This window comes from Caulobacter zeae (genome assembly GCF_002858925.1).
GTDB classification, from domain to species: domain Bacteria; phylum Pseudomonadota; class Alphaproteobacteria; order Caulobacterales; family Caulobacteraceae; genus Caulobacter; species Caulobacter zeae.
The window spans coordinates 126189-149508 of the sequence record NZ_PJRS01000028.1 but is presented as its reverse complement, the minus strand read 5'-3'; the positions used below and the strand labels follow the sequence as shown (position 1 = coordinate 149508).

General features: G+C 69.7%; 21 protein-coding genes. 9 read left to right on the top strand and 12 right to left on the bottom strand.

What is annotated here, in order from left to right; genetic code table 11:
* Window positions 1-107: 107 nt before the first annotated feature.
* A complete protein-coding gene (locus SGCZBJ_RS15090; protein WP_101718808.1) occupies window positions 108-977 on the top strand; it encodes a LysR family transcriptional regulator in 870 nt (289 codons plus the stop codon).
* Window positions 978-1111: 134 nt separating this feature from the next.
* Here SGCZBJ_RS15090 and SGCZBJ_RS15085 read toward each other — a convergent pair whose 3' ends face one another.
* Window positions 1112-3844 (bottom strand): TonB-dependent receptor, encoded by a 2733-nt coding sequence (locus SGCZBJ_RS15085; RefSeq protein ID WP_101718807.1) that lies wholly within the window; start codon window positions 3842-3844, stop codon window positions 1112-1114.
* A gap of 167 nt (window positions 3845-4011) precedes the next feature.
* Window positions 4012-4815 (bottom strand): RNA methyltransferase, encoded by an 804-nt coding sequence (locus tag SGCZBJ_RS15080; RefSeq protein ID WP_165799333.1) that lies wholly within the window; start codon window positions 4813-4815, stop codon window positions 4012-4014.
* A 96-nt stretch (window positions 4816-4911) separates the two neighbouring features.
* Here SGCZBJ_RS15080 and SGCZBJ_RS15075 point away from each other — a divergent pair, with 96 nt between their 5' ends.
* A complete protein-coding gene (locus SGCZBJ_RS15075) occupies window positions 4912-5940 on the top strand; it encodes a serine hydrolase (RefSeq protein WP_240621526.1) in 1029 nt (342 codons plus the stop codon).
* Between the two features lie 108 nt (window positions 5941-6048).
* On the opposite strand, the gene SGCZBJ_RS15070 is transcribed toward SGCZBJ_RS15075, so the two are convergent.
* Both SGCZBJ_RS15070 and SGCZBJ_RS15065 read right to left on the bottom strand, forming a co-directional pair.
* On the bottom strand, window positions 6049-6369 hold the full coding sequence (locus SGCZBJ_RS15070; RefSeq protein ID WP_101718806.1) for a DMT family transporter: 321 nt from the start codon (window positions 6367-6369) through the stop codon (window positions 6049-6051).
* 112 nt (window positions 6370-6481) lie between these two features.
* Entirely contained in the window at window positions 6482-8971 is a 2490-nt protein-coding gene (locus tag SGCZBJ_RS15065) for an ATP-binding protein (RefSeq protein WP_240621529.1), read from the bottom strand.
* Between the two features lie 261 nt (window positions 8972-9232).
* Here SGCZBJ_RS15065 and SGCZBJ_RS15060 point away from each other — a divergent pair, with 261 nt between their 5' ends.
* The 3 genes from SGCZBJ_RS15060 (at window position 9233) to SGCZBJ_RS15050 (ending at window position 11823) form a co-directional block, all read left to right on the top strand.
* Window positions 9233-10447 (top strand): NADP-dependent isocitrate dehydrogenase, encoded by a 1215-nt coding sequence (locus SGCZBJ_RS15060; RefSeq protein ID WP_058350047.1) that lies wholly within the window; start codon window positions 9233-9235, stop codon window positions 10445-10447.
* 118 nt (window positions 10448-10565) lie between these two features.
* A complete protein-coding gene (locus SGCZBJ_RS15055) occupies window positions 10566-10895 on the top strand; it encodes a DUF2322 family protein (RefSeq protein ID WP_101718804.1) in 330 nt (109 codons plus the stop codon).
* Between the two features lie 121 nt (window positions 10896-11016).
* Entirely contained in the window at window positions 11017-11823 is an 807-nt protein-coding gene (locus tag SGCZBJ_RS15050) for a hypothetical protein (protein ID WP_101718803.1), read from the top strand.
* On the opposite strand, the gene arsC is transcribed toward SGCZBJ_RS15050, so the two are convergent.
* The 3 genes from arsC to SGCZBJ_RS15035 are packed head-to-tail and all read right to left on the bottom strand — an operon-like array spanning window position 11813 to window position 13262.
* The gene (gene arsC, locus SGCZBJ_RS15045) at window positions 11813-12220 is read right to left on the bottom strand and encodes an arsenate reductase (glutaredoxin) (protein ID WP_101718802.1); all 408 of its coding nucleotides are present in this window, start codon (window positions 12218-12220) and stop codon (window positions 11813-11815) included. The genes SGCZBJ_RS15050 and arsC overlap by 11 nt on opposite strands.
* On the bottom strand, window positions 12217-12891 hold the full coding sequence (locus tag SGCZBJ_RS15040) for an aquaporin (protein WP_101718801.1): 675 nt from the start codon (window positions 12889-12891) through the stop codon (window positions 12217-12219). Before SGCZBJ_RS15040 ends, arsC begins: the two co-directional genes overlap by 4 nt.
* Before the next feature lie 2 nt (window positions 12892-12893).
* Window positions 12894-13262 (bottom strand): ArsR/SmtB family transcription factor, encoded by a 369-nt coding sequence (locus tag SGCZBJ_RS15035; protein WP_101718800.1) that lies wholly within the window; start codon window positions 13260-13262, stop codon window positions 12894-12896.
* Between the two features lie 51 nt (window positions 13263-13313).
* On the opposite strand from SGCZBJ_RS15035, the gene arsH reads away from it, so the two are divergent.
* On the top strand, window positions 13314-14042 hold the full coding sequence (gene arsH / locus SGCZBJ_RS15030) for an arsenical resistance protein ArsH (protein ID WP_101718799.1): 729 nt from the start codon (window positions 13314-13316) through the stop codon (window positions 14040-14042).
* 3 nt (window positions 14043-14045) lie between these two features.
* Here the strand turns inward: arsH and SGCZBJ_RS15025 are convergent, their stop codons facing one another.
* From SGCZBJ_RS15025 to SGCZBJ_RS15015, 3 genes are all read right to left on the bottom strand, one after another.
* Window positions 14046-15239, bottom strand: coding sequence for a patatin-like phospholipase family protein (locus tag SGCZBJ_RS15025; RefSeq protein WP_240621525.1), 1194 nt, complete (start codon window positions 15237-15239; stop codon window positions 14046-14048).
* A 97-nt stretch (window positions 15240-15336) separates the two neighbouring features.
* Window positions 15337-15693, bottom strand: a complete 357-nt coding sequence (locus SGCZBJ_RS15020) for a PilZ domain-containing protein (RefSeq protein WP_101718798.1) — start codon at window positions 15691-15693, stop codon at window positions 15337-15339.
* A 170-nt stretch (window positions 15694-15863) separates the two neighbouring features.
* Entirely contained in the window at window positions 15864-17279 is a 1416-nt protein-coding gene (locus SGCZBJ_RS15015; RefSeq protein ID WP_101718797.1) for an amino acid permease, read from the bottom strand.
* A 184-nt stretch (window positions 17280-17463) separates the two neighbouring features.
* Here SGCZBJ_RS15015 and SGCZBJ_RS15010 point away from each other — a divergent pair, with 184 nt between their 5' ends.
* A complete protein-coding gene (locus SGCZBJ_RS15010) occupies window positions 17464-18036 on the top strand; it encodes a DUF2939 domain-containing protein (protein WP_101718796.1) in 573 nt (190 codons plus the stop codon).
* Between the two features lie 33 nt (window positions 18037-18069).
* On the opposite strand, the gene SGCZBJ_RS15005 is transcribed toward SGCZBJ_RS15010, so the two are convergent.
* Window positions 18070-19335, bottom strand: a complete 1266-nt coding sequence (locus SGCZBJ_RS15005) for a hypothetical protein (protein ID WP_133149266.1) — start codon at window positions 19333-19335, stop codon at window positions 18070-18072.
* Between the two features lie 33 nt (window positions 19336-19368).
* Window positions 19369-20475, bottom strand: coding sequence for a serine hydrolase domain-containing protein (locus tag SGCZBJ_RS15000; RefSeq protein WP_101718794.1), 1107 nt, complete (start codon window positions 20473-20475; stop codon window positions 19369-19371).
* 289 nt (window positions 20476-20764) lie between these two features.
* Between SGCZBJ_RS15000 and SGCZBJ_RS14995 the strand changes: the two genes are divergently transcribed.
* Window positions 20765-22291, top strand: coding sequence for an esterase-like activity of phytase family protein (locus SGCZBJ_RS14995; protein WP_101718793.1), 1527 nt, complete (start codon window positions 20765-20767; stop codon window positions 22289-22291).
* A 92-nt stretch (window positions 22292-22383) separates the two neighbouring features.
* Window positions 22384-23319 (top strand): AEC family transporter, encoded by a 936-nt coding sequence (locus tag SGCZBJ_RS14990; RefSeq protein ID WP_240621524.1) that lies wholly within the window; start codon window positions 22384-22386, stop codon window positions 23317-23319.
* The last annotated feature ends 1 nt before the right edge of the window (window position 23320 follow it).

The window sequence follows — 23320 nt, the reverse complement described above, 5'->3', positions numbered from 1 at the left end:
TCCGATGGGTTCTCGGTCCCTGTGGTACGCCGATGCGCGCCCGGCGATAATCCCTCACAAGGCAAAACATTGTTGCCATGCAGGGACAATAAGCGCACCACCGCGCCATGAGCCGCTGGGACGGGATCGACGAGTTCGTGGCGACGGCCGAGGCCGAGAGCTTCTCGCAGGCCGCGCGGCGCCTCGGGCTTTCGACGTCCGGGGTCAGCCGAGAGGTGGCCCGGCTGGAGGAGCGGCTACAGACCCGCCTGCTCTATCGCACCACCCGCCGGGTCAGCCTGACCGACGCCGGCCGGGCCTTCCTGGCCCGCTGCCGCGACCTGATCCACGACCGCGACGAGGCCCTGGCCGCGGTCGGCGAGGAGGACGGCGAGGTCAAGGGCCTGCTGCGCATGACCTGCTCGTCGGCTTATGGCGAGCGCTACGTGGCGCCCGCGGTCAACGCCTTCATGCTGCTTCATCCGAAGCTGTCGGTGTACTTGGAGCTTGACGACGCGGTGCGCGACATCGTCAGCGAGGGCTTCGATCTGGCCATCCGCTTCGGCCGCCTGACCGACAGCCGCCTGATCGCCAAGCGCCTGGCCTCGCGCACCCGCCGCCTGTGCGCCTCGCCCGATTACCTGGCGCGGGCCGGAACGCCGGCGACCATCGCCGACCTCGAAACCCATGCCGGCGTGCTGGGCGCGGCCGACACCTGGCCGTTCCGGGAGGGCGAGCGCGAAATCGCCTTCAAGCCCCAAGGCCGTTTTCGCTGCAACAGCGGCCAGGCGGTGCTGGACGCCGCCTTGCAGGGCCTTGGGATCTGCCAGCTGCCCAACTTCTACGTCGACCCGGCCATAGCCGCAGGCCGGCTGGTCCCGCTGCTGGAGGACGCCACCCCCGCCGACGAAGGCGTCTGGGCGGTCTATCCGCACCTGCGCCTGCTGCCGGCCAAGGTGCGGCTGCTGGTGGAGCATCTGGAGCGGGGGCTGGGGTAGGCCGCCAGACGCTCCCCCCGAAGGGGGAGCTGTCGCGGAGCGACTGAGGGGGAAGACGGCCGGTTCAGCGGAAGCTGAAAACGCCCCCCCTCCGGCCCTTTGGGCCACTTCCCCCAGAGGGGGAGGATCTTTGCTTAGAGCAGCTTGCGCAGGCTCAGGCGCACGGTCCGGCCCATGGCGTCCATGTAGTCCTCCTGATAGGCCTGCGGCGTGCGGCCCTGGTCGTCGCGGACCTGCTGCTTCTCGTCGAACAGGTTGTCGACCGCCAGCGTCACGCGCGAGCCCTTCAGCCAGTCGTAGCGCTTCACCAGGTCCTTGCGCTGCCCTAGATCCGCGAACCCCGACAGGCTGACCGTCGGGATGTCGGCGAAGAAGAGGTCGTCGCCGCGCGGGCCGCCGTCGACCCATGTGGCCGAACGCCAGGCGCTGCGCAGGCCGCAACCCATGCCGTCCTTGGCGAGATTGGCCTGCAGGTTGACCTCGTGGCGCGGCGTGCCGCCGCGACGGCCCAGCGAGGCGCCGTCCAGCAGATCGAGCGGGGTCATGCCGTCGCGGATCACCACCTCGTCCTGCAATCGCCACAGGTGGTTCAGCGAGACGTTGAAGATCGCCTGCCCCGGCGGGCCGCCCGATCGCATCATGCCGCCCGGACCGCTGACCTGCGCGCCGCCACCGGGACGAGGCGCGCCGGCGGGCCGGGCGCCCGGCGCGGCGGGCGGCGGGCCGCCCCAGCGCAGATTGTAGTTCAGGCCCCAGCGCAGCTCCTGGCGGTCGGCATGGGCGAAGTTCACCGGCCGGGTGTCGACCGAGGTGAGGCGGCCCGTGGCGTCGCGCACGAAACGGCTGGGGAACGCGGCCTCCAGTTCCGGCGAGACGGCCGGGAAGCTGGCGATCTGATCCTCGACACGGCTGGCCGTGTAGTTGCCCCACAGGGACAGCTCACGCTTCTCGAACGGTCGGTAGTTGAAGCCCAGCTTCACGACCTGGCGGCTGTCGGCGCTAAGGTTGGGATTGCCGCCTTCGATGCGGGTGACGTTGACCGTCTGGCTGGTGGCGAAGTCGTACATCGCCACGTTGGGCGTCAGCAGCACAGGATCGTTGACCTGCTGGGGCGAGGGCTCGCCCTCCTCGGTGCTGTAGTTCAGCGACAGGTTCATGCGCTTGACCGGCGACCACGACAGGCCGCCGCCGGCCGTCACCAGGCCGCCGATGTCGGAGAACTGCTCGTAGAGCACGTTGCCGTTCAGCGACACGCCGCCCAGGAAGCCCAGCACGCCGTCGCGCTCGGCGATCGGCGCGTCGGCGCTGGCCGAAAGCGTACCCCGGTCGCGCACCAGGGTGCGGCGGGTGAAGACGCTCGAACGCACGCTCTCGGACTCTACCTTTCGGCTGTCGACCCCGCCCTTGACCGTGGCGCGCAGGCGGCCGGCCGGCAGCTCCGCCACCGTACCGTTCATGGTCAGTTCGGCCTTGGCGTTGGTGGTGATGGAGTCAGCGGTGTCCTGGGCGGCGTAGCGCAGCAGGCTGCGCGGGATCGGGCCGAACGGATCGACCTGCGGATCACTGGCCGCCACGGCGGCGCGATAGGCCGTGGTGTCGAGGCCCCGGCCGGTGCGGGTGGCGCTGTCGGTCAGGTCGTAGTTGCCGGTGAAGGTCCAGCGCCAGCCGGCCATCATGCCCAGCGCGGTCATGCCCAGCTCGACCTTGTCGGTATCGGTCTTGCGGCGCAGGCCGTCGGGCACGTCGAGATAGCGATAGAGCGTCACGTCCCGGGCGAAGGGCGAGAACGGGCTGTCGGCCTTCAGCGCCAGGCCCACACCGGTCAGGCCGTTGAAGCTGACCCGGCTGGTGCTCTCGACATTGCCGCTGAGGGTGGTGGTCACGTTGCCGAGCGCGCCCAGCACCAGGTTGCGGGTGTAGGCGCCCTGGATCGCGCCCTCCTCGCCGCGCGCCAGCAGGGTGCGCGAAGCGGTCAGGTCGTCGGTCGCCGCCTTCCCGGCGCCGGCCACGAAGTCGGCCAGGGTGGGCGCGGCGCCTGCCGCCAGGGTCGGCACGGCCGCCACCGTCACCACCGAGCCGACCAGCGTCGACAGGGCCGGATCGAGCTCCGGCCCGGTCGCCGTGCCGATGTTGCCCTGAATGTCGTAGGGTGTGCTGCTGGAGCGGACAATGTCGCGCTCGGACTCGTACAGCGGCGTCTCGCGGCGGTAGCGGACGTTCACGGTCCAGCGGGCGTTGGCGTCGACCTTGAAGAGGTTGCCCTTCTGCTCGTTGAAGGTGCGCCCGCCCTCGGTGGCGAAACGGAACTCGTCCTCCAGGGTCAGCGAGCGGAAGTCCTTCTTGAGGACCAGGTTCACGACCCGCTGGTCGGCCCGGTAGCCATAGGCCAGCGCGGCTTCCTCGCGCAGGATGTCCAGGCGCTGGACCGCTTCGGGCGGCAGTCCGGCGATCTCCTGGAAGCCCGAGATGCGCTGGCCGTTGACCAGGGTCACCGGCCCCTCGCCGCCGCGTCCGCGCGAACTGACTGTCAGCGGTTCGAGCATGGTCATCAGCTCGGCGACGCTGCCCGCGCCGTAGGCCTTGATAGCCTCCTCGTCGAGCGAGATCTCCGGCTCGACCGGGCCTTCGGTCTTGCCGCGCGGCGCCGATTGCACGGTCACGCCCTCGACGACGGCGTCCTCGGCCTCGACAACGGGAATGGGGGCGGGCTTGGGGTCTTCCGACTTGGCTTCGGGCGACTTGGCTTCAGCAGCCTTGACCTCGAGAGCCTTGATCTCGGCGGGCTTGGCCTCCGACGGCGAAACCGTCCCGACCGTCATCGCCGCCGCGAAACCCTGCAGAAGCACGCCGCCCAGCGCCATCACCATGCCCCCTATCCCAAGCCCCGGCGTTCAACCGCCGGCTATCCCACAACCTGGACCATGGTTGCAGATTTTGGCTGGATAGCGGCGTTTGCGCCAGCGCGGAAATTAAAGCGCCGTAAGGTGAGACACCGGTTACTGCGGCGAGCCCTTTGGATATCCGGACCTCGCCGTCAATCCTCACCCTTGTCGGCCGCCTTCTGGGCCAGCTTGGCCAGCACCCGGCCCCGCCCCTTCGACAGGGCGGTGATCACGCCGCGGAAGGTGCGCACCTCCTGGTCGGTCAGGCGGGCGCGGGCCAGCGGGACACGCAGGTTGCGCACCATCGACGGCTTCTTCTCGGGCGGATGGTAGAAGCCGGCCTTGTCGAGCTCGTTCTCCAGGTGCTCGTACAGACCCATCATCGCGGCCTGGTCGGCCGGACCTTCGACGTTCAGCTCGAACTTCTTCCAGGGGCGGTCGTCGACCGTCATCTTCCATTCGTAGGCGTTGATCGACACGGCCTGGGCAAGATTCAGCGAACGGAAGCGCTCGTCGATCGGGATCGAGACGATGGCCTGGCACAGGGCGATGTCGTCGGTCTCCAGGCCGGCGCGCTCGCCGCCGAACAACAAGCCGACCTTGCGGCCCTGCTCGACTTCCTCCGCCAGGTGGCCGGCGGATTCACGCGGGGTGTAGACCGGCAGGCGCGTCTCGCGCGGGCGGGCGGTGGTGGCGTAGACCAGATGCAGGTCGGCGATCGCCTCGGCCAGGCTGTCGAACACCTTGGCGTCGTCCAGCGGCCAGCTGGCGCCCGAGGCGCTGGCCCAGGCCCGCTCTTGCGGCCAGCCGTCGCGCGGATTGACCAGCCGCAGCTCGTAGAGGCCGAAATTGGCCATGACCCGGGCGACCGAGCCGATGTTCTCGGCCAGCTGCGGGGCGTTGAGGATCACGCAGGGGGGCGTGCGGACGATTTCAGAATTCGTTTCGGCGGTCATGGGCGTCCCTTTGCCGTCGAGCCACACTTTGACGCAAGTCCGAACCGTCGTCTGGCGCGTTTAGCCTCCACTCACGCTTGGAGGCTTTCGACCCCGATGCATCGCCGCGCCCTGCTCGCCGCCCTCGCCATGCCCGCCCTGCCGGCGGCGCTCTCGGCCTGCCGCGAGCCGCCGCTGGCCGGCCAGGAAGACCCGACCTTCGACCACGAGACCATGAGCCACAAGCTGACCGCCATCGCCGAGCGCGCCCGCCCCGGCGACCTGGGCGTGGCGGTGCAGGACCTGACCACCCCCCAACGGGCCACGGTGGCCGGCGACCACCTGTTTCCGCTGGCCGGGATCTGGACGGCGGCGCTGGGCGCGGCGGTTCTGGCCGAGGTCGAGGCCAAGGCCCTGTCGCTGCGCGAGACGATCACGATCGAGGACGTCGACCTGTCGCCGCCGCCCAGCGGCGTCGCCGACGCCTGGCCCAGCCGGCGACGCTGGACGGTCGAGGAACTGCTGAAACACGCCGTGGCGGGCGGCGACAACACCGCCGCCGACGTGCTGATGAAGCGGATCGGAGGTCCTGGCGCAGTCACCGCCTGGCTGGACCTGAAGAAGGTCGAGAACCTGCGGGTCGACCGCTACGCCCGCCAACTGCTGCCCGAACAGACGGGCGCGGCCTCGTTCCGGGCCGAGTGGCGCGGCCAGGCCTGGCGCAAGGCGGTGCTCGCCACGCCCGAGGCGACCCGCCGCAAAGCCTGGCGGGACTATCTGGCCGACCCGCACGACTCCACGACGCCCCTGGCGGCCGTGCGCTTCCTCGAGGCCCTGAACCAGGCCGAACTGACCAGCCAGGAGGGTCGCCGCCGGATGCTACGCATGATGGAAGCGGCGGCCGGCGAGCGCCTGCGTCCCGCCCTGCCGGCCGGCGCGCGGCTGGCGGCGATCACCTCGGCGACGCCGTGGGACCTGGGCCAGACCGCGGCCGACAACGTGTTGGCCATGGTCCGCCTGAAGGACGGCCGGCGCTTCGCCCTGGCGATCCTGCTCAAGGCCTCGCCGCTCGAGGAAGCCGACCGCGACGCCCTGATGCTCGAGGTCACGCGGACGGTGTTGCAGGCGGCGGAGAAGGCGAAATAGGCGCCAAGCGAAAACCCCGCCCTTCGACAGGCTCAGGGTGAGGTTCTCTACTGAGCCGCTCCTTGGTCCTCATCCTGAGCTTGTCGAAGGACGAGGACCACGCGCGGCTCAGTGCGACGACGACAGCTTCATCAAGACGAGGCCGCTGACGATCAGCACCGCGGCGATCACGCGCATGACGCTGAGCTGCTCGCCCAGCACCGCCACGCCGACCACGAAGGCCCCGACCGCGCCGATGCCGGTCCAGATGGTGTAGGCCGTGCCCAGCGGCAGCGACTTCATCGACAGCGACAAAAGGCCGAAGCTGGCGAACATGAAGATGATCGTGGCGATGCTCGGCCAGGGCTTCGAGAAGCCCTCCGAGGCCTTCATGAAGAAGGCCCAGACCACTTCCAGCAGGCCAGCGATGATGAGGAATATCCAAGCCATGACGGCGTCCCTTTGCAAGAACGCCGGGCCGTCCCGGACTTAAACCCGCCTGGAAAGACGGTGGAGGACGTGGCCTCGCTCGATTATGGCCGGTCAGATAGTCGCTAAGGCCTCAGCCTTCAAGCCTGGAGGCGACTTCGTGGGCGGCGGCGCGATGCCGCGCCGCAGCCAGGGCCTGGACCAGCAGGCCAGGATTGAGCGGCTTGGCCACGTGCAGGTCGGCCCCGGCGGCGTGGGCCGCGGCGATGTGCTCGTCCATGGCGTTGGCGGTCAGCATGATCACCAGGATCGGGTCGGAGTCGGCCGCCGCCTCGCGGGCGCGCAGCTCCCGGGTGGCGGTCAGTCCGTCCATCACCGGCATCTGCATGTCCATCAGCACGGCGTCGAACGGCTGGGCTTCCAGCGCCCGCAGCGCCGCCTCGCCGTCCTCGACCATGGTCAGGTCGACCCCGAACGGCTCCAGTACGATCTCGACCACCTTGCGGTTGCCCGGATGGTCCTCGGCCACCAGCACCCGCATGCCCTCCAGCGAGACCGGCCCCTCGTCGTCGGCATGGTCGTGGTCGAGGCTCTCGGTCGAGGGCTGTAGCGGCAGCTCGACGATGAAGGTCGCCCCGCGCCCGACCACGGCCCGCGCGTCGATCGAGCCGCCCATCATCTCGGCCAGGGCCGCGCAGATCGACAGCCCCAGCCCCGTGCCGCCGAACTGGCGGGTGATCGACTGGTCGGCCTGGACGAAGCGCTTGAACAAACGCTCACGCACCGCGTCGTCGAAGCCGACCCCGGTGTCGCTGATGCTGAAGCGGACCAGCTCGCCCACCTTCTCCACCGACAGGTCAACGCCGCCGACGCTGGTGAACTTCACCGCGTTGCCCAAGAGATTCGACAGGATCTGGCTGATGCGGCCGGCGTCGCCGTCGTAGCGGCCGATGGCGTCGGGCGCGACCGACCACGAGAAGGCCAGGCCCTTGGCCTCGGCCGAGGCGCGGTGCAGCTCGGCCATGCCGGCCACCAGGCCCTCCAGGTCGAAGGGCGCGAAGGTCAGTTGGAACTCGCCGGCCTCGATCTTGGAGACGTCGAGGATGTCGCCCAGCACCTGCTCCAGCAGTCGCCCCGACGAGGCCACCAGCGCCGCCAGCTCGCGGCGGCGGGCCGGGTCGCTCTCCTCGGCCAGGCGGTCCCCGACCGCGATGACGCCGTTCAGCGGCGTGCGCAGCTCGTGGCTCATATTGGCCAGGAACACCGACTTGGCCTGGTTGGCCTTTTCCAGTTCGCGGGTGCGTTCGGCCACGCGCACTTCCAGCGAGCGCAGCAGATCCTCGTGCACCTCGCGCTGCTTGCGCAAAGCCCTGGCCAGGGCCCCGATCTCGTCGCCGCGGGCCTCGATGCGGGCGGCCGCCGCGCCGTCGTCGGCGCGGTGGGCCTCGCCCAGGCCGCGCAGGGGCGCCACCACCTCGCGGGCCATCAGACGGTAGAGCAGGAAGAGCTGGGCCACGACCCCGACCACGCCGAACAGCAGCACCCAGGACGCCGTCTTGACCGCGTTCCAGACGATCTGGTCCGAACGGAAGGTCATCAGGAAGTACCAGTCGGGCTCCTTCATCCGCCCGTAGGCCACCACGCGGTCGCCGCTGCGGTCGCGCAGGGCCCCGACGTCGCCGCCGTGCTTGCGGATTTGGGCGACCAGGTCGGCCACCCGCTCGCGCGACTGCACCTTGGCCAGTTGGGCCGCGTCGACCACCCCGTCGGCGGCCAGGCCCGGCGCGGCGATCAGTTCGCCGTCGGACGAGACGATCATGTTCTGCCCGCCCGGCAGCGCGTCGCCGACCGCCCGCAGCAGGAAAGAGTCCAGCGACAGGCTGGTGCCCCAGGCGCCGACATGCCGCTCGCCGATGTCGAACGGGGTCACGCAGGCCGCGTTCAGCCCGCGGCCGCTGGGGTTGGAGATCAGCTTGCGCAGCTTGGTGCACTTCATCACCCGCTGCGGATTGTTGGCCGGCAGGGTGAGCTGGCTCATCTCCTCCTTGGCGATGTCCAGGCTCGGGGGCGCGTCCTGGCGGTAGTAGAGCAGCCGGTCCTTGCGCTTGGGCCCGAACATCACCAGCCGGGTCTGCGGCGTGAAGAAGTAGAAGTTGTCGTAGTGGCCGATCTCGGTCTCGCCGGCGTTGGCGACGACCTCCATGGCCGCCACCATCAAGGCCTTGTCCTCGCGGGTCAGCTCCCGGGCCTGCGGCACGAAACCGCCGATGCCGTAGACGTAGTGATTGCCCGTGCGCCCGCCGTCATAGAGGCGCGGCGCGGTGCGGCGGGTGCCGTCGCCGAATTCGGGGAACAGCAGGTCGAACTGGCCGTCGATGTCGGGCTCGATCTCGCGAATACGGCGCATCAGGGCCAGGCTGGCGGCGTCGTGAACCTTCACGAGGTCGGAGAACAACCGGTCCTCGGTCTTGACCCGCTCGCCGACATATTCGGCCAGGTGCCGCATCTGGGTCTCGGCGGCGCTCTGCTGCACGAAATAGAACGTCACGGCCGTGACGAGGCCGGTCACGGCGATCGACAGCAGGGCGGCGAAAGCCAGCAGTCGGCGCGCAAGGGGCGACATCACGTCCGTATGACGCCACAAGTTGTCCAAACCCGCTCCCCACTCTCGTCCCCACGCGGGACGGCCAGCGCAGCCACAACCCATTAGGGCGGCGCGGGGTCCATGTCGCCTGCGGTGGAATGCCGCGCTCGACCATCGGACGTCGCACCACGCAGCCTTTCCCCAACGGCCGCAACAGTCTATAGGGCTCGCCGTCCGCGCCACGTTTCGGCCCTGTGCGCCGAGCGTCAGAGCGCGCCACCGCGAGAGGAAGACCCCGCAATGGCCAAGATCAAAGTCGCCAATCCCGTCGTCGACATGGACGGCGACGAAATGACCCGGATCATCTGGAAGCTCATCAAGGATAAGCTGATCTTCCCGTATCTGGACCTGGAACTCGACTACTACGACCTGTCGGTCGAGAACCGCGACGCCACCAACGACCAGGTGACGATCGACGCCGCCGAGGCCACCAAGAAGCACGGCGTGGCCGTGAAGTGCGCCACCATCACCCCCGATGAGCAGCGCGTCACCGAGTTCAACCTCAAGAAGATGTGGAAGTCGCCGAACGGCACGATCCGCAACATCCTGGGCGGCGTGATCTTCCGTGAGCCGATCATCTGCCAGAACGTGCCGCGCCTGGTGCCGGGCTGGACCCAGCCGATCATCGTCGGCCGCCACGCCTTCGGCGACCAATACCGCGCCACCGACTTCAAGTTCCCCGGCAAGGGCACCCTGACGATCAAGTTCGTCGGCGAAGACGGCGAGACCATCGAACACGAAGTCTACAAGGCTCCGGGTTCGGGCGTGGCCATGGCCATGTACAACATCGACGAGTCGATCCGCGAGTTCGCCCACGCCTCGTTCGCCTACGGCCTGAACCGCAAGTACCCGGTCTACCTGTCGACCAAGAACACGATCCTCAAGGCCTATGACGGCCGCTTCAAGGACCTGTTCCAAGAGGTCTACGACGAGCACTACGCCGAGCAGTTCAAGGCTCTGGGCATCCACTACGAACACCGCCTGATCGACGACATGGTCGCCTCGGCGCTGAAGTGGTCGGGCGGCTACGTCTGGGCCTGCAAGAACTACGACGGCGACGTGCAGTCGGACATCGTGGCTCAAGGCTTCGGCTCGCTGGGCCTGATGACCTCGGTGCTGATGACGCCGGACGGCAAGACCGTGGAAGCCGAAGCCGCCCACGGCACGGTGACCCGTCACTACCGCCAGCACCAGAAGGGCGAGTCGACCTCGACCAACTCGATCGCCTCGATCTTCGCCTGGACCCGTGGCCTGGCCCACCGCGCCAAGCTCGACGACAACCAGGAACTGGCCAAGTTCGCCGCCACCCTGGAAAAGGTCTGCATCGACACCGTCGAAAGCGGCTTCATGACCAAGGACCTGGCCCTGCTCGTCGGCGACAAGCAAGGCTGGCTGACCACCGAAGGCTTCCTCGACAAGATCGACGAGAACCTGCAGAAGGCCATGGCCGCCTAAGGCGACCGACCTTCCGGTAAGGACGAAGGCCCTCCCTCGCGGGAGGGCCTTTTTCTTTGGGCGAGCATCCGGAGGATGCTAAAGGCCCGCCCCACTCTGGAATTCAAGAAAGCCGGCGATGATCCAGCCCAGCACGACCTTCAAGGACAACCTTCAGCAATTGCCGGCCATCGACGGCGTGGCCCGTGTCGACCTCGTCGACGCCGAAGGGACCGTGGTCGCCAGCATCGAGAACCAGCCTGGCAAGAAGGGCTCGGTCGCCGTCTACCAGTACCTGAAGCAGGCCTTCGGCGCCCTCGACGCCAGGGCCGCCGAGCACGGCCTGGCCGTCTTCGCCGAACACACGGCCGACGCCCGCGAAAACCCCGGCGCCCATCCCAATGTCGACCGCCTGATCGCCATCGCCGAAGGCGGCGCGCCGCTGGGCATCGACGTCGTCGGCGGCTGACGCAGACACCGCCCCGTTAGCGCTCGTGGCCGCATCGGGGCGGCGCCCGCCACGATGCTGACGCGCTGAAGTGCTCACCTGCACGCTGCGCCGGCGTCCCGGCGCCCGTGACGGACGCCTGATGCCACGACCGCTGATCGACCCTCCGCGACGCCGCCCCTCGCGCGCGACGAAGCTGGCGGCCGGCCTGTTCAGCGCAGGAGCCCACGCGGCCGTGCTCGCGGCCGTGATGCTGTCCCAGGGCGATCCGCGCCCGCCCGAACCCGAGCCGTTCGCGGTCGACCTCATCCAGCCGCCGCCCCCGCCTCCCCCGCCGCCGGAGCCCAAGCCGCCCGCGCCGGAGCCAAGGCCCGACTCCAAGCCCGCGCGGCCGCCCTCACCCGCCCCGCCCAAGCCGGACCCGAAACCGCCGACCCGCACCGCCCGCCCGGCCGTGCGCCCCCCCGACGTCGAGCCCCTGCCCGCCACGCCCGCCGACACCACGATGATGGCCGCCGAGCTGGGCGAGGCCGAACTCGCCGGCGCCACCACCGTGGGCGCGGGATCGGGAAACGGCTCGGGCGACGGCGCCAGCTGCGACATGGTCCGCCGGCTGCAGGCGGCGCTGCGCCGCAATCCCCGCGTCCGCAGCGCCCTGGCCTCGGCCCACGGCGAGGCCGCCGCCTCGGGCAAGGCGGTGCTGATCTGGAACGGCAAGTGGCTTCAGAGCCCCAACCAAGTCGGACGCGGCCTGGCCGGCGTTCGCGAGGCGATCATCATGGAGGTCGGATTCGCACCGGCCGCCTGCCGCGCCAACCCGATGCGCGGCCTCGTCGTCGTCAGCCTGGCCGACGGCCCCGGCGCGCCGCGCCTGGCCCTGGGCGACGCCTCCTGGCGCTGGTCGGACCTGCTGTTCGCCCCGGGGACCCGGCCGCCCACTAGGGGATGACGACCTCGCCGTCCTCCTTGGTGAAGCGGCCGGGACGCTGCTCCAGCAGGTCCAGGACCGCCTCGGACGGCCGACATAGGGCAACGCCCTTGGGCGTGACGACGATCGGCCGGTTCACCAGGATCGGATCGGCGACCATGGCCTCGAGGATGCGCTCGTCGGACACGTCCGCCGCAAGCAGGCCCAGCCCCTGGGCCGGCGTTCCTTTGTCGCGGATCAGGTCGCGCAGCGGCAGGCCGGCGCGCGCGGACAGGTCGAGCAACTGCTCGCGCGTCCAGCCCGCCTGCAGATACTCGACGACCGTCGGCGCGTAGCCGGCCGCCTCGACCATGGCCACCACGTTGCGCGAGGTGCCGCAGGCGGGGTTGTGGAAGATGGTGATCGGAAAGTCGGTCACGAGGCGGTCTCCGGTTTCAGCAGCCACCCGAACAGGCCCGCCGCGAGCAGCGCCCCGATCAGTTGGGCCAGGATGAAGGCCGGCGCGCTGGACGGCGCGATCCCGGCGAAGGTGTCGGTCATCGAGCGCGCGAGCGTCACGGCCGGGTTGGCGAACGAGGTCGAGGCCGTGAACCAGTAGGCGGCGGTGATGTAGAGCCCCACCGCCATCGGCGTGCTGTCCGGCTTGAACCGCACCGTCCCGAGAATCGTGGCCAGCAGGCCGAAGGTCGCCACCACCTCGGCGAACGCCTGATCCAGGCCGGTCCTCGCCTTGGTCGAGACCTGGACGATCGTCTCTCCGAACATGGCGTGCGCCGCCCAGACGCCCAGGATCGCGCCGATGACCTGAACCAGCGGATACAGGGCCGCATCCCGCCAGAACAGCTCCCGCCTCGATGCCGCCACCAGGGTGACCACCGGGTTGAAGTGCGCGCCCGAGATCGGGCCGAACACGCCGATCAGCACGACCAGCGCCGCCCCCGTGGCCAGGGTGTTGGCCAGCAGGGCGATGGCGAGGTTCCCGCCCGCCAGGCGCTCGCCCATGATCCCCGAGCCGACCACCACCGCCAGCAGCAGGGTCGAGCCCAGCCCCTCGGCGACGAGGCGGCGGCGCAGGTCGAAGGCGGCCATGGTCAGGCCGGCGACTTGGGCGCGCAGGCCGGGCCGCAGCCCTCGACACGGGCCAGCACGGCGGTCAGGGGCGAGCAGATTTCCGGCGCGCCGTTGCAGCAGTCCTCCATCAGGAAACCCAGCAGGCCGCTCATCGCGCCGTAGTCGGCCGAGTAGATGATCGAGCGGCCCTCGCGCCGCGACGCGATCAGGCCGGCGTGCGCCAGGATATTCAGATTGGCCGACAGGCTGTTGGGCAGCACGTCCAGCGTTCGCGCGATCTGGCCGGCCGCCACGCCCTGCGGCCCGGCCTTCACCAGCAGCCGGAAGATCGCCAGGCGCCCATCGTGACCCAGAGCCGAGAGCATGTTGACAGCGGACGTCGATTCCATATTTCCATTATTCTCGAAATATAAGCTCTTGAACAGCCCCCGGAGACGCCCGTGACCGAGTTTCCCGCCCTCGACGCCCCGTTCCTCGCCAGGATCGACCAGCACCGCCTGGAGTCGTCATCGCGGGCGTCGCATCCGCCGCGCATCCTGCTGCTGTATGGATCGCTGCGCGAGCGCTCGTTCAGCCGGCTGCTGGCCCTGGAGGCCGCGCGCATCCTCCAGGCCCTCGGCTGCGAGACCCGAATCTTCGACCCGCGCGACCTGCCCCTGCCCGACGCCTCGGGGCCCGATCACCCCAAGGTCCAAGAACTGCGCGCCCTGTCGGAATGGTCCGAGGGTCAGGTCTGGTGCAGCCCCGAGCGGCATGGCGCGATCACGGGCGTGATCAAGTCGCAGATCGACTGGATCCCGCTGGAGATCGGCAGCGTACGCCCCACCCAGGGCAAGACCCTGGCGGTCATGCAGGTCAGCGGCGGCTCGCAGTCGTTCAACGCGGTCAACACCCTGCGCCTGCTGGGCCGCTGGATGCGGATGATCACCATCCCCAACCAGTCTTCGGTGGCCATGGCCTATCGGGAGTTCGACGAGAACGACCGCATGAAACCGTCCAGCTATTACGACCGGGTCGTCGACGTCATGGAAGAGCTGGTGAAGTTCACCCTGCTGACCCGCGACCGCGCCGACTACCTCGTCGATCGCTACAGCGAGCGCAAGACGGGCGGCCGCATCGCCGAGCACGCAGCCCTGGCCGCCGAGGCCATGCGCCACGAGACGGCCTGAGCGCTATCGCCGCGCCGGCGGGGCGTCGATGACGATGATCCCCGCCGCCGCCGCCTTCTCGGCCTCGGCGGGCTTCCAGTCGCCCCAGGCCTTGCCCGTGCGGCCTTGCTCGCGACCCAGGTCGAACAGGCGGCGCATGGCCGTGTCGCTGAAGTCCAGGCTGTTGGCCTGCGCCTCGTCGGGCACGGCGGCGACGCGGAAGGCCAGGCCGTTGCGCTGGGCGAAGGCGGCGTTGGCGGCCAGATGGGCGCGGGTCGACGCCTTGCTGCCGCTGTCGTAGCTGCGCTTGAGGATAGCCGTCAGCCTGCCGGCGGTGACCGCGTCGCGCCGGCCCAGCTGGCCGTTGACCAGCACATAGATCGAACCGCCGCCCACGGCGCCGACAGGGCGGCTCCACAGGACCAGGCTCTCGGGCACGGCCAGGAACGGCGTGTTGACCCCGCCGTCGACGTGCATCTCCTGGATAATACGGCCGTCCTTGGCCCGGCCGGCGATCAGCACCGGCGGAAAGACGCCGGGAATGCTGGCCGAGGCCGTCAGCACGTCCTTGAACAGCTTCAGCCCCTGTTCCCCGCCCTGCTTGGCGATCAGCCCCATGTCCCAGATCACCGTCTCCTCGCTGTCGAGGTTGGTGGTCGCCACCAGCAGTCGCCGGCCCTTGTCGTGCTCGACGGCGATGGCGGCCAGCAGTTGCGGCGTCACGGCCTTGTCGACCAGCTTGCGCAGGGCCGAGCTGCTGTAGAGGCTGGGCGAGGCGAAGGTGGCCAGCTGCCGCCAGGCCAGGATGTCCTTGGCCCCGCCGTCGGAATAGGCGGCCGCCAGCTGCGGATCCCAGGACGAGCCGAGGAAGGCGAAAGGCGCGGCCAGGGCCCCGGTGCTCACCCCCGTGACGATGCGGAAGTCGGGCCGCCGGCCGCTCTGCGTCCAGCCCACCAGCACGCCCGCGCCATAGGCCCCATTGGCCCCGCCGCCCGAGAGGGCGAGGATCGCCGTGGGGCCCTGGCCCTGCTCGCCCATGATCTGGCGCTCGAGCAGCCGCACGGGGGCTGCGTCGCTGGCGACAATGCGCGGGTCGACCGTGGGGATCACCGCGCCGGGCGCGACCCGGACCACGCCTTCCGGCGGCCTCGCCATCGTGCCGCAACCGGCCAGCAGCAAGGCGGCGCTGAGGGCCGCCGCACGAAGTATCGCGTTCACGCGCTCACCTTGGCGTCTGTCGAAATCCGACAGAGCCAGCAACGCGCGACTTCAATTCCGGTTGGCTCAGCTTGCCGTTACGGAAGGCGAAAAACGTCTAGTTTCCTTGGGTTTGCTTCGGCCAGGGGCCGACCATCTCGACCACGCGGCCCGCGCCCTCGGCGCCGCCCAGCGGTTCGGTGAAGGCCCGCGACTCGATGAACTGCAGGCCCATCTGGCCGTCGCCCTGCCAGACCATGCGCGTCAGGTGGATCATGCGGCGGGCCGGATCGACCAGGTGCAGCACGTCCGGCGGCGTGGCGAACTCCGGCGCGGCGATGCGCGCCCCGCCCTTGGCGATGTCGATCAGCCGGCAGCGCAGGGGCTCGCCGCCCACCACGAGGTAGGCTTTGCGCGAGGCGGGATAGCGACGGTAGGCGCGCTTTTCCATTCCCAGGACTTCGATCTGGCTCATCGCGGCGATCCTAAACCCGACTCGGGCCAAACGACCGCGCAATCGTGCACGGGACGTCGCGGGGAACCCTAGGGGGCGTCGCGAAGACCGGGCAAGGCGCGAGCCCCTTCCGTCCCCAGGAAGGCGGCCCGGTGTTCAATCCTGACCCAGAATGGGTCGGCCAAGGCCGTTCAAGCCAGCTTCGAGTGCTTCCGCGAATAGCCGAAATAGATCACGCAGGCGGCCGCCACCCAGGCGCCGAACAGGGCGAAGGTGTCCCACGGCAGGCCGATGATCAGGTAGCCGCAGAAGGCCACGCTGGCGATCGGCAGCACCGGATAGAGCGGAACCTTGTAGCCTCGCGGCAGGTCGGGCCGCGTGCGGCGCAGGATGATCACACCGGCCGAGACGATGGCGAAGGCGATCAGCGTGCCCATGCTGGTCAGGTTGACCAGCACGTCCAGCGGCACGAAGGCGGCCAGGAAGGCGATGAAGGCCGCGACGATGGCGGTGTTCCAGGTCGGCGCCCGGGTGCGCGGATCGGTCTTCTGGAAGATGCGCGGCAACAGGCCGTCGCGGCTCATGGCGAACAGGATCCGCGTCTGGCCGTACATGACCACCAGCGTGACGCTGAAGATCGAGATGATCGCCCCCAGGCACAAGACGAGCGAGGTCCAGCCTGCGCCGGTCAGGTTGCGCAGGATCACCGCCAGGCCCGCCTCTTGCCCGGCGAAGGCCGTCCAGGGCTGGGCCCCGACGGCGGCGATCGCCACCAGGACATAGACGCCGGTGACGATCAGCAGGCTCAGCACCACGCCCAGCGGCAGGTTGCGGCGCGGGTTCTTGACCTCGTCGCCGGCGGTCGAGACCGCGTCGATGCCGATGTAGGAGAAGAAGATCGACGAGGCCGCCGCCCCGATCCCGGCCACGCCCATGGGCGCGAACGGCGTCAGGTTCTCGGAGTTGAAGCCGGTGAAGGCGATGACCACGAAGAACAGCAGCACCAGCAGCTTGGCCACCACCAGCACGGCGTTGATCGTGGTCGACTCCTTGGCCCCGCGCAGCAGCAGCACCATGCACGAGCCCACCAGCACCACGGCCGGCAGGTTGAACACCCCGCCCGCTCCCGGCGGCTTGGCCAGGGCGTCGGGCAGGCGCCAGCCGAACAGGTCGACGAACAGCTCGTTCAGGTACTGGCCCCAGCCCACGGCGATGGCCGAGGCCGAGACGGCGTATTCCAAGAGCAGGCAGGCGCCGACGAGGAAGGCCACGAACTCGCCCAGCGTGGCGTAGGCATAGGAGTAGGACGAGCCCGACACCGGAATGGTCGAGCCCAGCTCGGCATAGCACAGGGCTGTCAGGGCCGCGGTGATCCCGGCGATGACGAACGAGACGATGACCGCCGGCCCGGCCAGCGGCACGGCCGTGGTCAGGGCCACGAAGATGCCGGTGCCGATCGTGGCGCCGACGCCCAGCATGGTCAGCTGGAACAGGCCGATCGACCGCTCCAGCTCGTGCGGCAGCTCGTTGGGATTGTCGTCGCCCTCGGCCGCGATCGCCCCGACGGGCTTGCAGCGGAAGAGATCGGCGATGGGCGAGCCGGCCATGGGCGCTCCGGGAAATTCCTCAGGGGCGGCGAAGGCTTAAGGCCGCGCCGTAAGCGGCGACCCCTTAAAGCGGCCAAGCCCTCCGGGAAAGCGGATTCCACTCGGGGAACCCTTGGCGCGCGAACGCCCTTGCAGTGGGGGCATGAATGCCCATTCTAGGCGGCGTTAACCGTGCGGGGGCGCAATGACTTTGCAGAAGCGGATCTGGGACCTTTTGGTCCTGGCGATCTTCATCTTCGCCGCCGCCTTCGCCACAGCGCCCTGGTTCGCCTTCCGGGCCCTGAAAGCCGCCGCCCAGTACGAGGACGTGCAGGCGCTGGGCGAGCTGGTCGATTTCCCGGTGGTGCGCCGCAGCCTGACCGGCCAGCTGGACGAGGAAGCCCCCGCCGCCAAGCCCGAGGCGCCGTCGCTGTGGACCAACCCGATGGGCGTCTTCAAGCGCGCCATCGAGCCGATCGCCCCGCCCGAGCCCAAGGTCGACCGCTACCTCACCGTCCAGGGCCTATCGGCCCTGACCCGTGGCTACGCGCCCGGCGCCGCCCCGCCGCCGACGGCCCGCCCCGAGACGGTGCTGGGTCGGATGCAGGCCGTGGTTCGCGGCCCTTATCCGACCATCGCCTACTGGGACCCCAACCGCGTGCGCATCGCCGTGCGCCGTCCGGGCGACAAGGCCAAGGCCACGATCTTCACCTTCCAGCGCCGCGAGTTGTTCGTCTGGAAGCTGGTGCACATCCGCCTGCCGGCCGACGAGCGGTAGAGCCGCGCCGCCACGACGCGGCTCCCTAGGCCGTCAGGCGCCGACGCCGCCAGCGGCGAAGCGCTCGTCGATCAGGGCCTTCACGATCCTCGCCAGTTCAGGAAGGGTGACACTTTCGGTGTTTAACCCGCCTTTCACGGCCGTTCCGGACATGGCCGTCCAACCCGTCTGGCGCGCGCCCGCCACTTTCAGACCAGCTATCTTGAGGGCGCCGCCAGCCTGGATATCCACCGAGCCGTCGGCGGCGCTCACATAGACCAAGGTCGACGCGCCTCCCACCGTCTTGATCGCAAAGCCGCTCGGCGGACACGCGGCGATGAGGAAGTCGCCGTCGGTATAGATGTTCGCTTTGCCACCCGTGGCGGCGCTGAACGCCAAGCCCCGCTGCACGCCGTTGCCCAGGCGGATAGCGCAGTCGGCGAATTGCCCGATAGTGGTGTTGACGAGACTGCCGATCGTCTCGGCCTCGGATTGCATGGAAAGGCCGGCGCCGGTCGTGGCGATGCCGCCAAGCTTCACACCGTCGCCGAACGTCGCGCCTAGACCGGCCGACTGCAGGACCGCTCCAGGAATGCTGGCGTTGAAGACGTTCACATAGACGCCTGCGCTGCCGTCAGCCGGCTGCACGCCGGTGGCGGGCTGCACGTCGACCTCCATGCCGACATAGCGCGCATGGACCGCCGTAGGCTGGCCCGAGGCGATGAAGTTGGCGCCGAAGACGGTCGCATGCTCAGCCCAGGCCTCAGCCACGCCCATCACCGCCACGCCGTCCGACAACGGGTTGTCATAGTTCTGGGCGACATAGGACAGCACGCCGATCGCAGGCGTATCCTTGTCGGTCAAAGTGTCCGTGAACTCCTTGGAGAAGGCCACGGCCGCGTAGGTGTTGGAGTTCCAGTAGCCGCCCAGCGCCTCCACCGGCTTGCTGTTGTCCTCCATGATCCAGTCGATCTGCATGGTCGAGCCGGCGACTGGCGCGGCAGGGCCCGTTACGAACGGGATCGGCTTCTGCAAATTGGCGATGAACAGGAGCTCCGCGCCCGACGCCTCGCGCAGACGAAGCGAATAGGCCGCTCGCGTGTAGAATAGCGCTGGCGCGCCGGCGCGCGCCGCATAGCCGCCTAGGAAGTCCAGGGGTTGGGTGACCGCCGCGCCTCCCTCCACACTCCAGAACACGGCCTGCGGATTGGTCTCTGGATCCTTGCCCGGCTCCCCGACATATATCTTTGCGCCATCCAAGAGCATCCCCGCCAGGCTGGGGAATTGCGAATACAGGTTCTCGACCGGCAACAAACTCATCTACGCGTCCTGCTCGGTTGGATAACTTAAACCTCAGGCGACATAAGCGCCCTGGAACTGGTGCAGCAGCTTGGTGGCCGCGCCCTTCGAGGCTTCGGGCCCGGCGTTGCTGGCGGCGATGATCGCAACCCCGCGTCCCGGGGCGATCATGATCACCTCGTGCCACATGGTGTTGGAGCCCTCGTGGACCAGGAGCTTTCCACGGCTCCACGGGCGTCCCGGAACCACCAGCCAGCCCAGCGCATAGATCGCGTCGCCGACCGGCGTGGTCATGTGCTTGATGCTGTCGGCGCTGAGGAAGGCGTTGTCCTTCAGGAACAGCCGCGCGAAGCGGGCGTGGTCGGCAAGGCTCATGTGCACCGTGCCGGCCGGCCCCATGGCGGGCGGATTGTCGGACGGACCGGCCGGATCGACCGGCGTCAGCCCGCCGCCCGGCTTGGGCAGATGGCCCCAGGGCGCGGCGCCCTTCGGCGCGCCGAACCCGGCCGTGGTGATCCCCAGGGGCTTGAAGAGCTGGGCGTCGATCACCTGCTCCCAGGGCTTGCCGGTGATGGTCTCGATCGCGGAGCCGACCAGTATGTAGTTGAGGTTGGCGTACTCGTACTTGCCGGGCTTGGCCGTGGGCGGCGCGGCCAGGATCTGCGCGGCCAGCTCGGCCCGCTGCACGGTCAGCGGCCGCTTGTCGGCATGGGCGCGCGCCAGCCAGCCGCCGGCCATCACCGGCTTGTCGCTGATCCCCGACACATGGCTCATCAGCCGCTCGACCGTGGTGTCGGCCCACGCCGGGTCGAGCTTCACGCCAGGGAACAGCGAACCAAGGCTCGCTCCCCACTTGGCCTTGCCCGCCTCGACCAGCCGGGCGTAGACGGCCGCGGTCATGGCCTTGGTGTTGGAACCGATGTGCCAAAGGTCAGAGCCCTCGACGAGGTCGGGCGCGCCCGCGCGGCGCACGCCGGCCTGTTTCTGCACGATCACCTTCTCGGGGTCGGTGACCAGGCCCGCCACGGCCGGCGCGCCCGTCTCGGCCAGCACCGTCGCGGGATCGACCGTCGGCAGGGCCATGATCTGCCGGGCCAGCGCCGCCGACGGCGCGCTCCCGCCCACGGCGGCCAGGGTGAGCAGGCGACGACGATGCAGCATGGAAACGACCCTCACTTGCAATGAAGCGCTACTTCAACCGCACAGGCAGGATCGCCGCAACTGAAAGTTCTGTAAGTAGAGAATCGACAGGACGCGTTCAGCCTGCCGAAGGGCTGCGCAGGACCGGGACGGCGCGGAGAAAGCGGATAGCGTCGCTCATGCCCCGTCCTGATCCGCTTTTCGCCGGCCGCGCAACGCTGTCACCGAACCTTCAAACGTCGCTGCTAGGCACCCAGCGTCTGGAGCGGCCCGGCGTGCGCCACGTTCCGGATGGTCTGGGGAAGCCGTCATGAAATCGTTCGCCTGCGCCGCGTCGCTGCTGGCCCTGTTGCTCGCCGCGCCGGCCCTCGCCGCGCCCGCCGTCTACCTGACGCCCGATATGGCCAGCCCAAAGGCGGTCAGCCTGGGCGGCGCCAGCTTCGTCAACCACGGCCTGGTCGGCGCCGGTCGGCTGGCGGCCAGCACCCGCGACTTCCGGGGCGACACCCTGGGCTCGTTCTCGGGCATGGCCGTGACCGAATGGCGCCGCACCGCCGACGGAGCCTATGAAGGCAAGCTTCTGACCCTGCCCGACCGCGGCCCCAACGGCGTCGGCACGGTGGCCGGCACCACGCCCTACGACAATCGCGTCCACGCCTTCGATCTGGCCTTCCGGCCGCTGGCCGACGGAGCCTCGGGCGTCGCCGAGCAGCTGACCCTGACGCCGACCGGCGGCTTCCTGCTGAAGGACGACAAGGGCCACGCCTTCACCGGCATGGATCCGGGCGAAGGCGTCGTCTTCTGCGGCCAGGCCGCCTGCCCCAGCGCCTTGACCGGCCCCGGCGGCTTTCGCATCAGCCTAGACGGCGAGGCCTTGGCTCGGCTGGCGGACGGCGGCTTCTATGTCGGCGACGAGTACGCGGCCAACATCTACCGCTTTGACGCCCACGGTGCGCTGAAGGGCGTCATCGCCCCGGTGGCGGCCGTGTCCCCGCGCAAGTACGGCCGCCCCGCCCTCTCCAGCGAGATCAAGCCCCAGTCCGGGCGTCGCCCCAACCAGGGCTTCGAGGGCGTAGCGGTCTCGCCCGACGGCAAGCGGCTGTTCGCGCTGCTGCAGAGCGCGGCCGTGCAGGACAGCGGCGAGAGCGACGCAGAGCGCGCGGTTGCCCGCCTGTTCGTCTACGACATCGAGAAGAACCCGACGCCCGACGCCCCGATCGCCGAATACGCGCTCGAACTGCCGGTGCTTCGGACCAAGGGCGACGGCGGCGCGCCCGACAAGGTGGCCGCTCAATCCGAGCTTCTGGCGCTTTCCGACCACCAGTTCCTGGTGCTGGCCCGCGACGGCGCGGGCCTGGGGTCAGGCTCGGCCAGGCCTGCCGTCTATCGCTCGGTGCTGCTGGTCGACACCGCCGGCGCCACAAACCTTGCCGGCGCAAAGAACGATGCGGCGGGCGCGGCCATCGCCCCCGGCGGCGTGCTGGCCCCGGGCGTGGTCCCCGCCAGCCAGGCCCAACTCATCAACCTCGCCGACCGAGCCGAGCTTGCGCGGGTCGGCGTCAATCTCGACAACGCCGCGCCGAACGCCGCCACCCTGCCCGAGAAACTGGAATCCCTGGCCATCATCCCGGCCCTCGACCCGGCCGCGCCCAACGACGTCTTCCTGCTGGTCGGCAGCGACAACGACTTCCAGACCGCCAGGGGCAAGGTCGGCGAACTGGCCTTCGACGCCGCCCCCAAGGCGCCCGAGGGCGCGTCGACCGCAGACAACGACAGCCTGGTGCTGGTCTACCGCCTGACCCTGCCCGCCGACCTCGCCGCCCAGCGCCGCTTTTGACCCCGGCGCGAAGGCGGTGCTATCCAGCGACCCGCGTTTTCGCCGAGGCCCTCGCGCATGACCCTTTCCTCGCCCTCGCAGGCGTATCCGGCGTGACCGCCCTGACGCTGGAGGTGCTGGCCCGCGCCCTGCCGTTCTTCCTGCTGGTCGGGGCCGGCGTGACCCTGGCGCGGCTGATGCTGCTGGACGGGCGCATGGCCCAGGGACTGTCGGCCTATGTCTACTGGATCGGCTTCCCGGCCCTGCTGGTGCATTCGCTCTCGCGCATGGGTCGCCCTGACCACGACCTGACCCTTGGCCTGGCCGCCTATGCCGGCTGCCTGGTGGCGATCATGGCCCTGATGGTCGGCGTCGGCCTCGTCCTGCGCTGGAACCGGGGCGAGCGCGCCGGCGCGGCCATGGCCGCCGGCGTCGGCAACAGCGCCTTCCTGGGCCTGCCCGTGGCGGCGGCCGTGTTCGGACCCGAAGTGGCCCGGGTCGGCGCCGGCATGGTCGCCATCGACTTCGTGCTGGCCACCGCCCTTGGCGTGGCGCTGCTGGGCTGGGCCGGCGGACGCTCGGTGTGGCGCTCGACCATGCAGGCGTTCCGCAACCCGATCGTCGCCGCCGCCCTGTTCGGCACGGCCCTGGCCCTGCTGGGCCTGCAACTGCCCGGCGTGCTCGACCGCGCGGTCGGCGCGGCCGCCGCCTCGGGCAGCCCGGTGGCGCTGGTCGCGCTGGGGGTAGTCCTGGGCCTGCCCGCCGAGGCCGACGCGGCCCCGCCGCGCTGGAGCCCGGTGGCGCTCGCCGCCGTCGCCAAGCTTCTGGCGCTGCCGGTGCTGGTCTGGTTCGTGGTCGGGCTGACCCCCGCGCCTGCGACCTTCCACCTGGCCGCCACCCTGCTGGCCGCCACCCCCACGGCGGTCAACGTCTTCATCCAGACACGAGCCTACGGCGTCTTCGCCCGCGGCGGCGCCCGCACCGTGGCCCTGACCACGGCCATCGCCTGCGTCACCCTGTCGGCCGTGGCGGTGTGGCTGAAGGCGTGAG

What these genes read in the sequence shown, in the direction of transcription:
- SGCZBJ_RS15090 (WP_101718808.1), top strand. Translation starts at nt 108, where the DNA reads ATGAGCCGCTGGGACGGGATCGACGAGTTCGTGGCGACGGCCGAGGCC.
- SGCZBJ_RS15085 (WP_101718807.1), bottom strand. Translation starts at nt 3,844, where the DNA reads ATGGTGATGGCGCTGGGCGGCGTGCTTCTGCAGGGTTTCGCGGCGGCG.
- SGCZBJ_RS15080 (WP_165799333.1), bottom strand. Translation starts at nt 4,815, where the DNA reads ATGACCGCCGAAACGAATTCTGAAATCGTCCGCACGCCCCCCTGCGTG.
- SGCZBJ_RS15075 (WP_240621526.1), top strand. Translation starts at nt 4,912, where the DNA reads ATGCATCGCCGCGCCCTGCTCGCCGCCCTCGCCATGCCCGCCCTGCCG.
- SGCZBJ_RS15070 (WP_101718806.1), bottom strand. Translation starts at nt 6,369, where the DNA reads ATGGCTTGGATATTCCTCATCATCGCTGGCCTGCTGGAAGTGGTCTGG.
- SGCZBJ_RS15065 (WP_240621529.1), bottom strand. Translation starts at nt 8,971, where the DNA reads ATGTCGCCCCTTGCGCGCCGACTGCTGGCTTTCGCCGCCCTGCTGTCG.
- SGCZBJ_RS15060 (WP_058350047.1), top strand. Translation starts at nt 9,233, where the DNA reads ATGGCCAAGATCAAAGTCGCCAATCCCGTCGTCGACATGGACGGCGAC.
- SGCZBJ_RS15055 (WP_101718804.1), top strand. Translation starts at nt 10,566, where the DNA reads ATGATCCAGCCCAGCACGACCTTCAAGGACAACCTTCAGCAATTGCCG.
- SGCZBJ_RS15050 (WP_101718803.1), top strand. Translation starts at nt 11,017, where the DNA reads ATGCCACGACCGCTGATCGACCCTCCGCGACGCCGCCCCTCGCGCGCG.
- SGCZBJ_RS15040 (WP_101718801.1), bottom strand. Translation starts at nt 12,891, where the DNA reads ATGGCCGCCTTCGACCTGCGCCGCCGCCTCGTCGCCGAGGGGCTGGGC.
- SGCZBJ_RS15035 (WP_101718800.1), bottom strand. Translation starts at nt 13,262, where the DNA reads ATGGAATCGACGTCCGCTGTCAACATGCTCTCGGCTCTGGGTCACGAT.
- SGCZBJ_RS15020 (WP_101718798.1), bottom strand. Translation starts at nt 15,693, where the DNA reads ATGAGCCAGATCGAAGTCCTGGGAATGGAAAAGCGCGCCTACCGTCGC.
- SGCZBJ_RS15015 (WP_101718797.1), bottom strand. Translation starts at nt 17,279, where the DNA reads ATGGCCGGCTCGCCCATCGCCGATCTCTTCCGCTGCAAGCCCGTCGGG.
- SGCZBJ_RS15010 (WP_101718796.1), top strand. Translation starts at nt 17,464, where the DNA reads ATGACTTTGCAGAAGCGGATCTGGGACCTTTTGGTCCTGGCGATCTTC.
- SGCZBJ_RS15005 (WP_133149266.1), bottom strand. Translation starts at nt 19,335, where the DNA reads ATGAGTTTGTTGCCGGTCGAGAACCTGTATTCGCAATTCCCCAGCCTG.
- SGCZBJ_RS15000 (WP_101718794.1), bottom strand. Translation starts at nt 20,475, where the DNA reads ATGCTGCATCGTCGTCGCCTGCTCACCCTGGCCGCCGTGGGCGGGAGC.
- SGCZBJ_RS14995 (WP_101718793.1), top strand. Translation starts at nt 20,765, where the DNA reads ATGAAATCGTTCGCCTGCGCCGCGTCGCTGCTGGCCCTGTTGCTCGCC.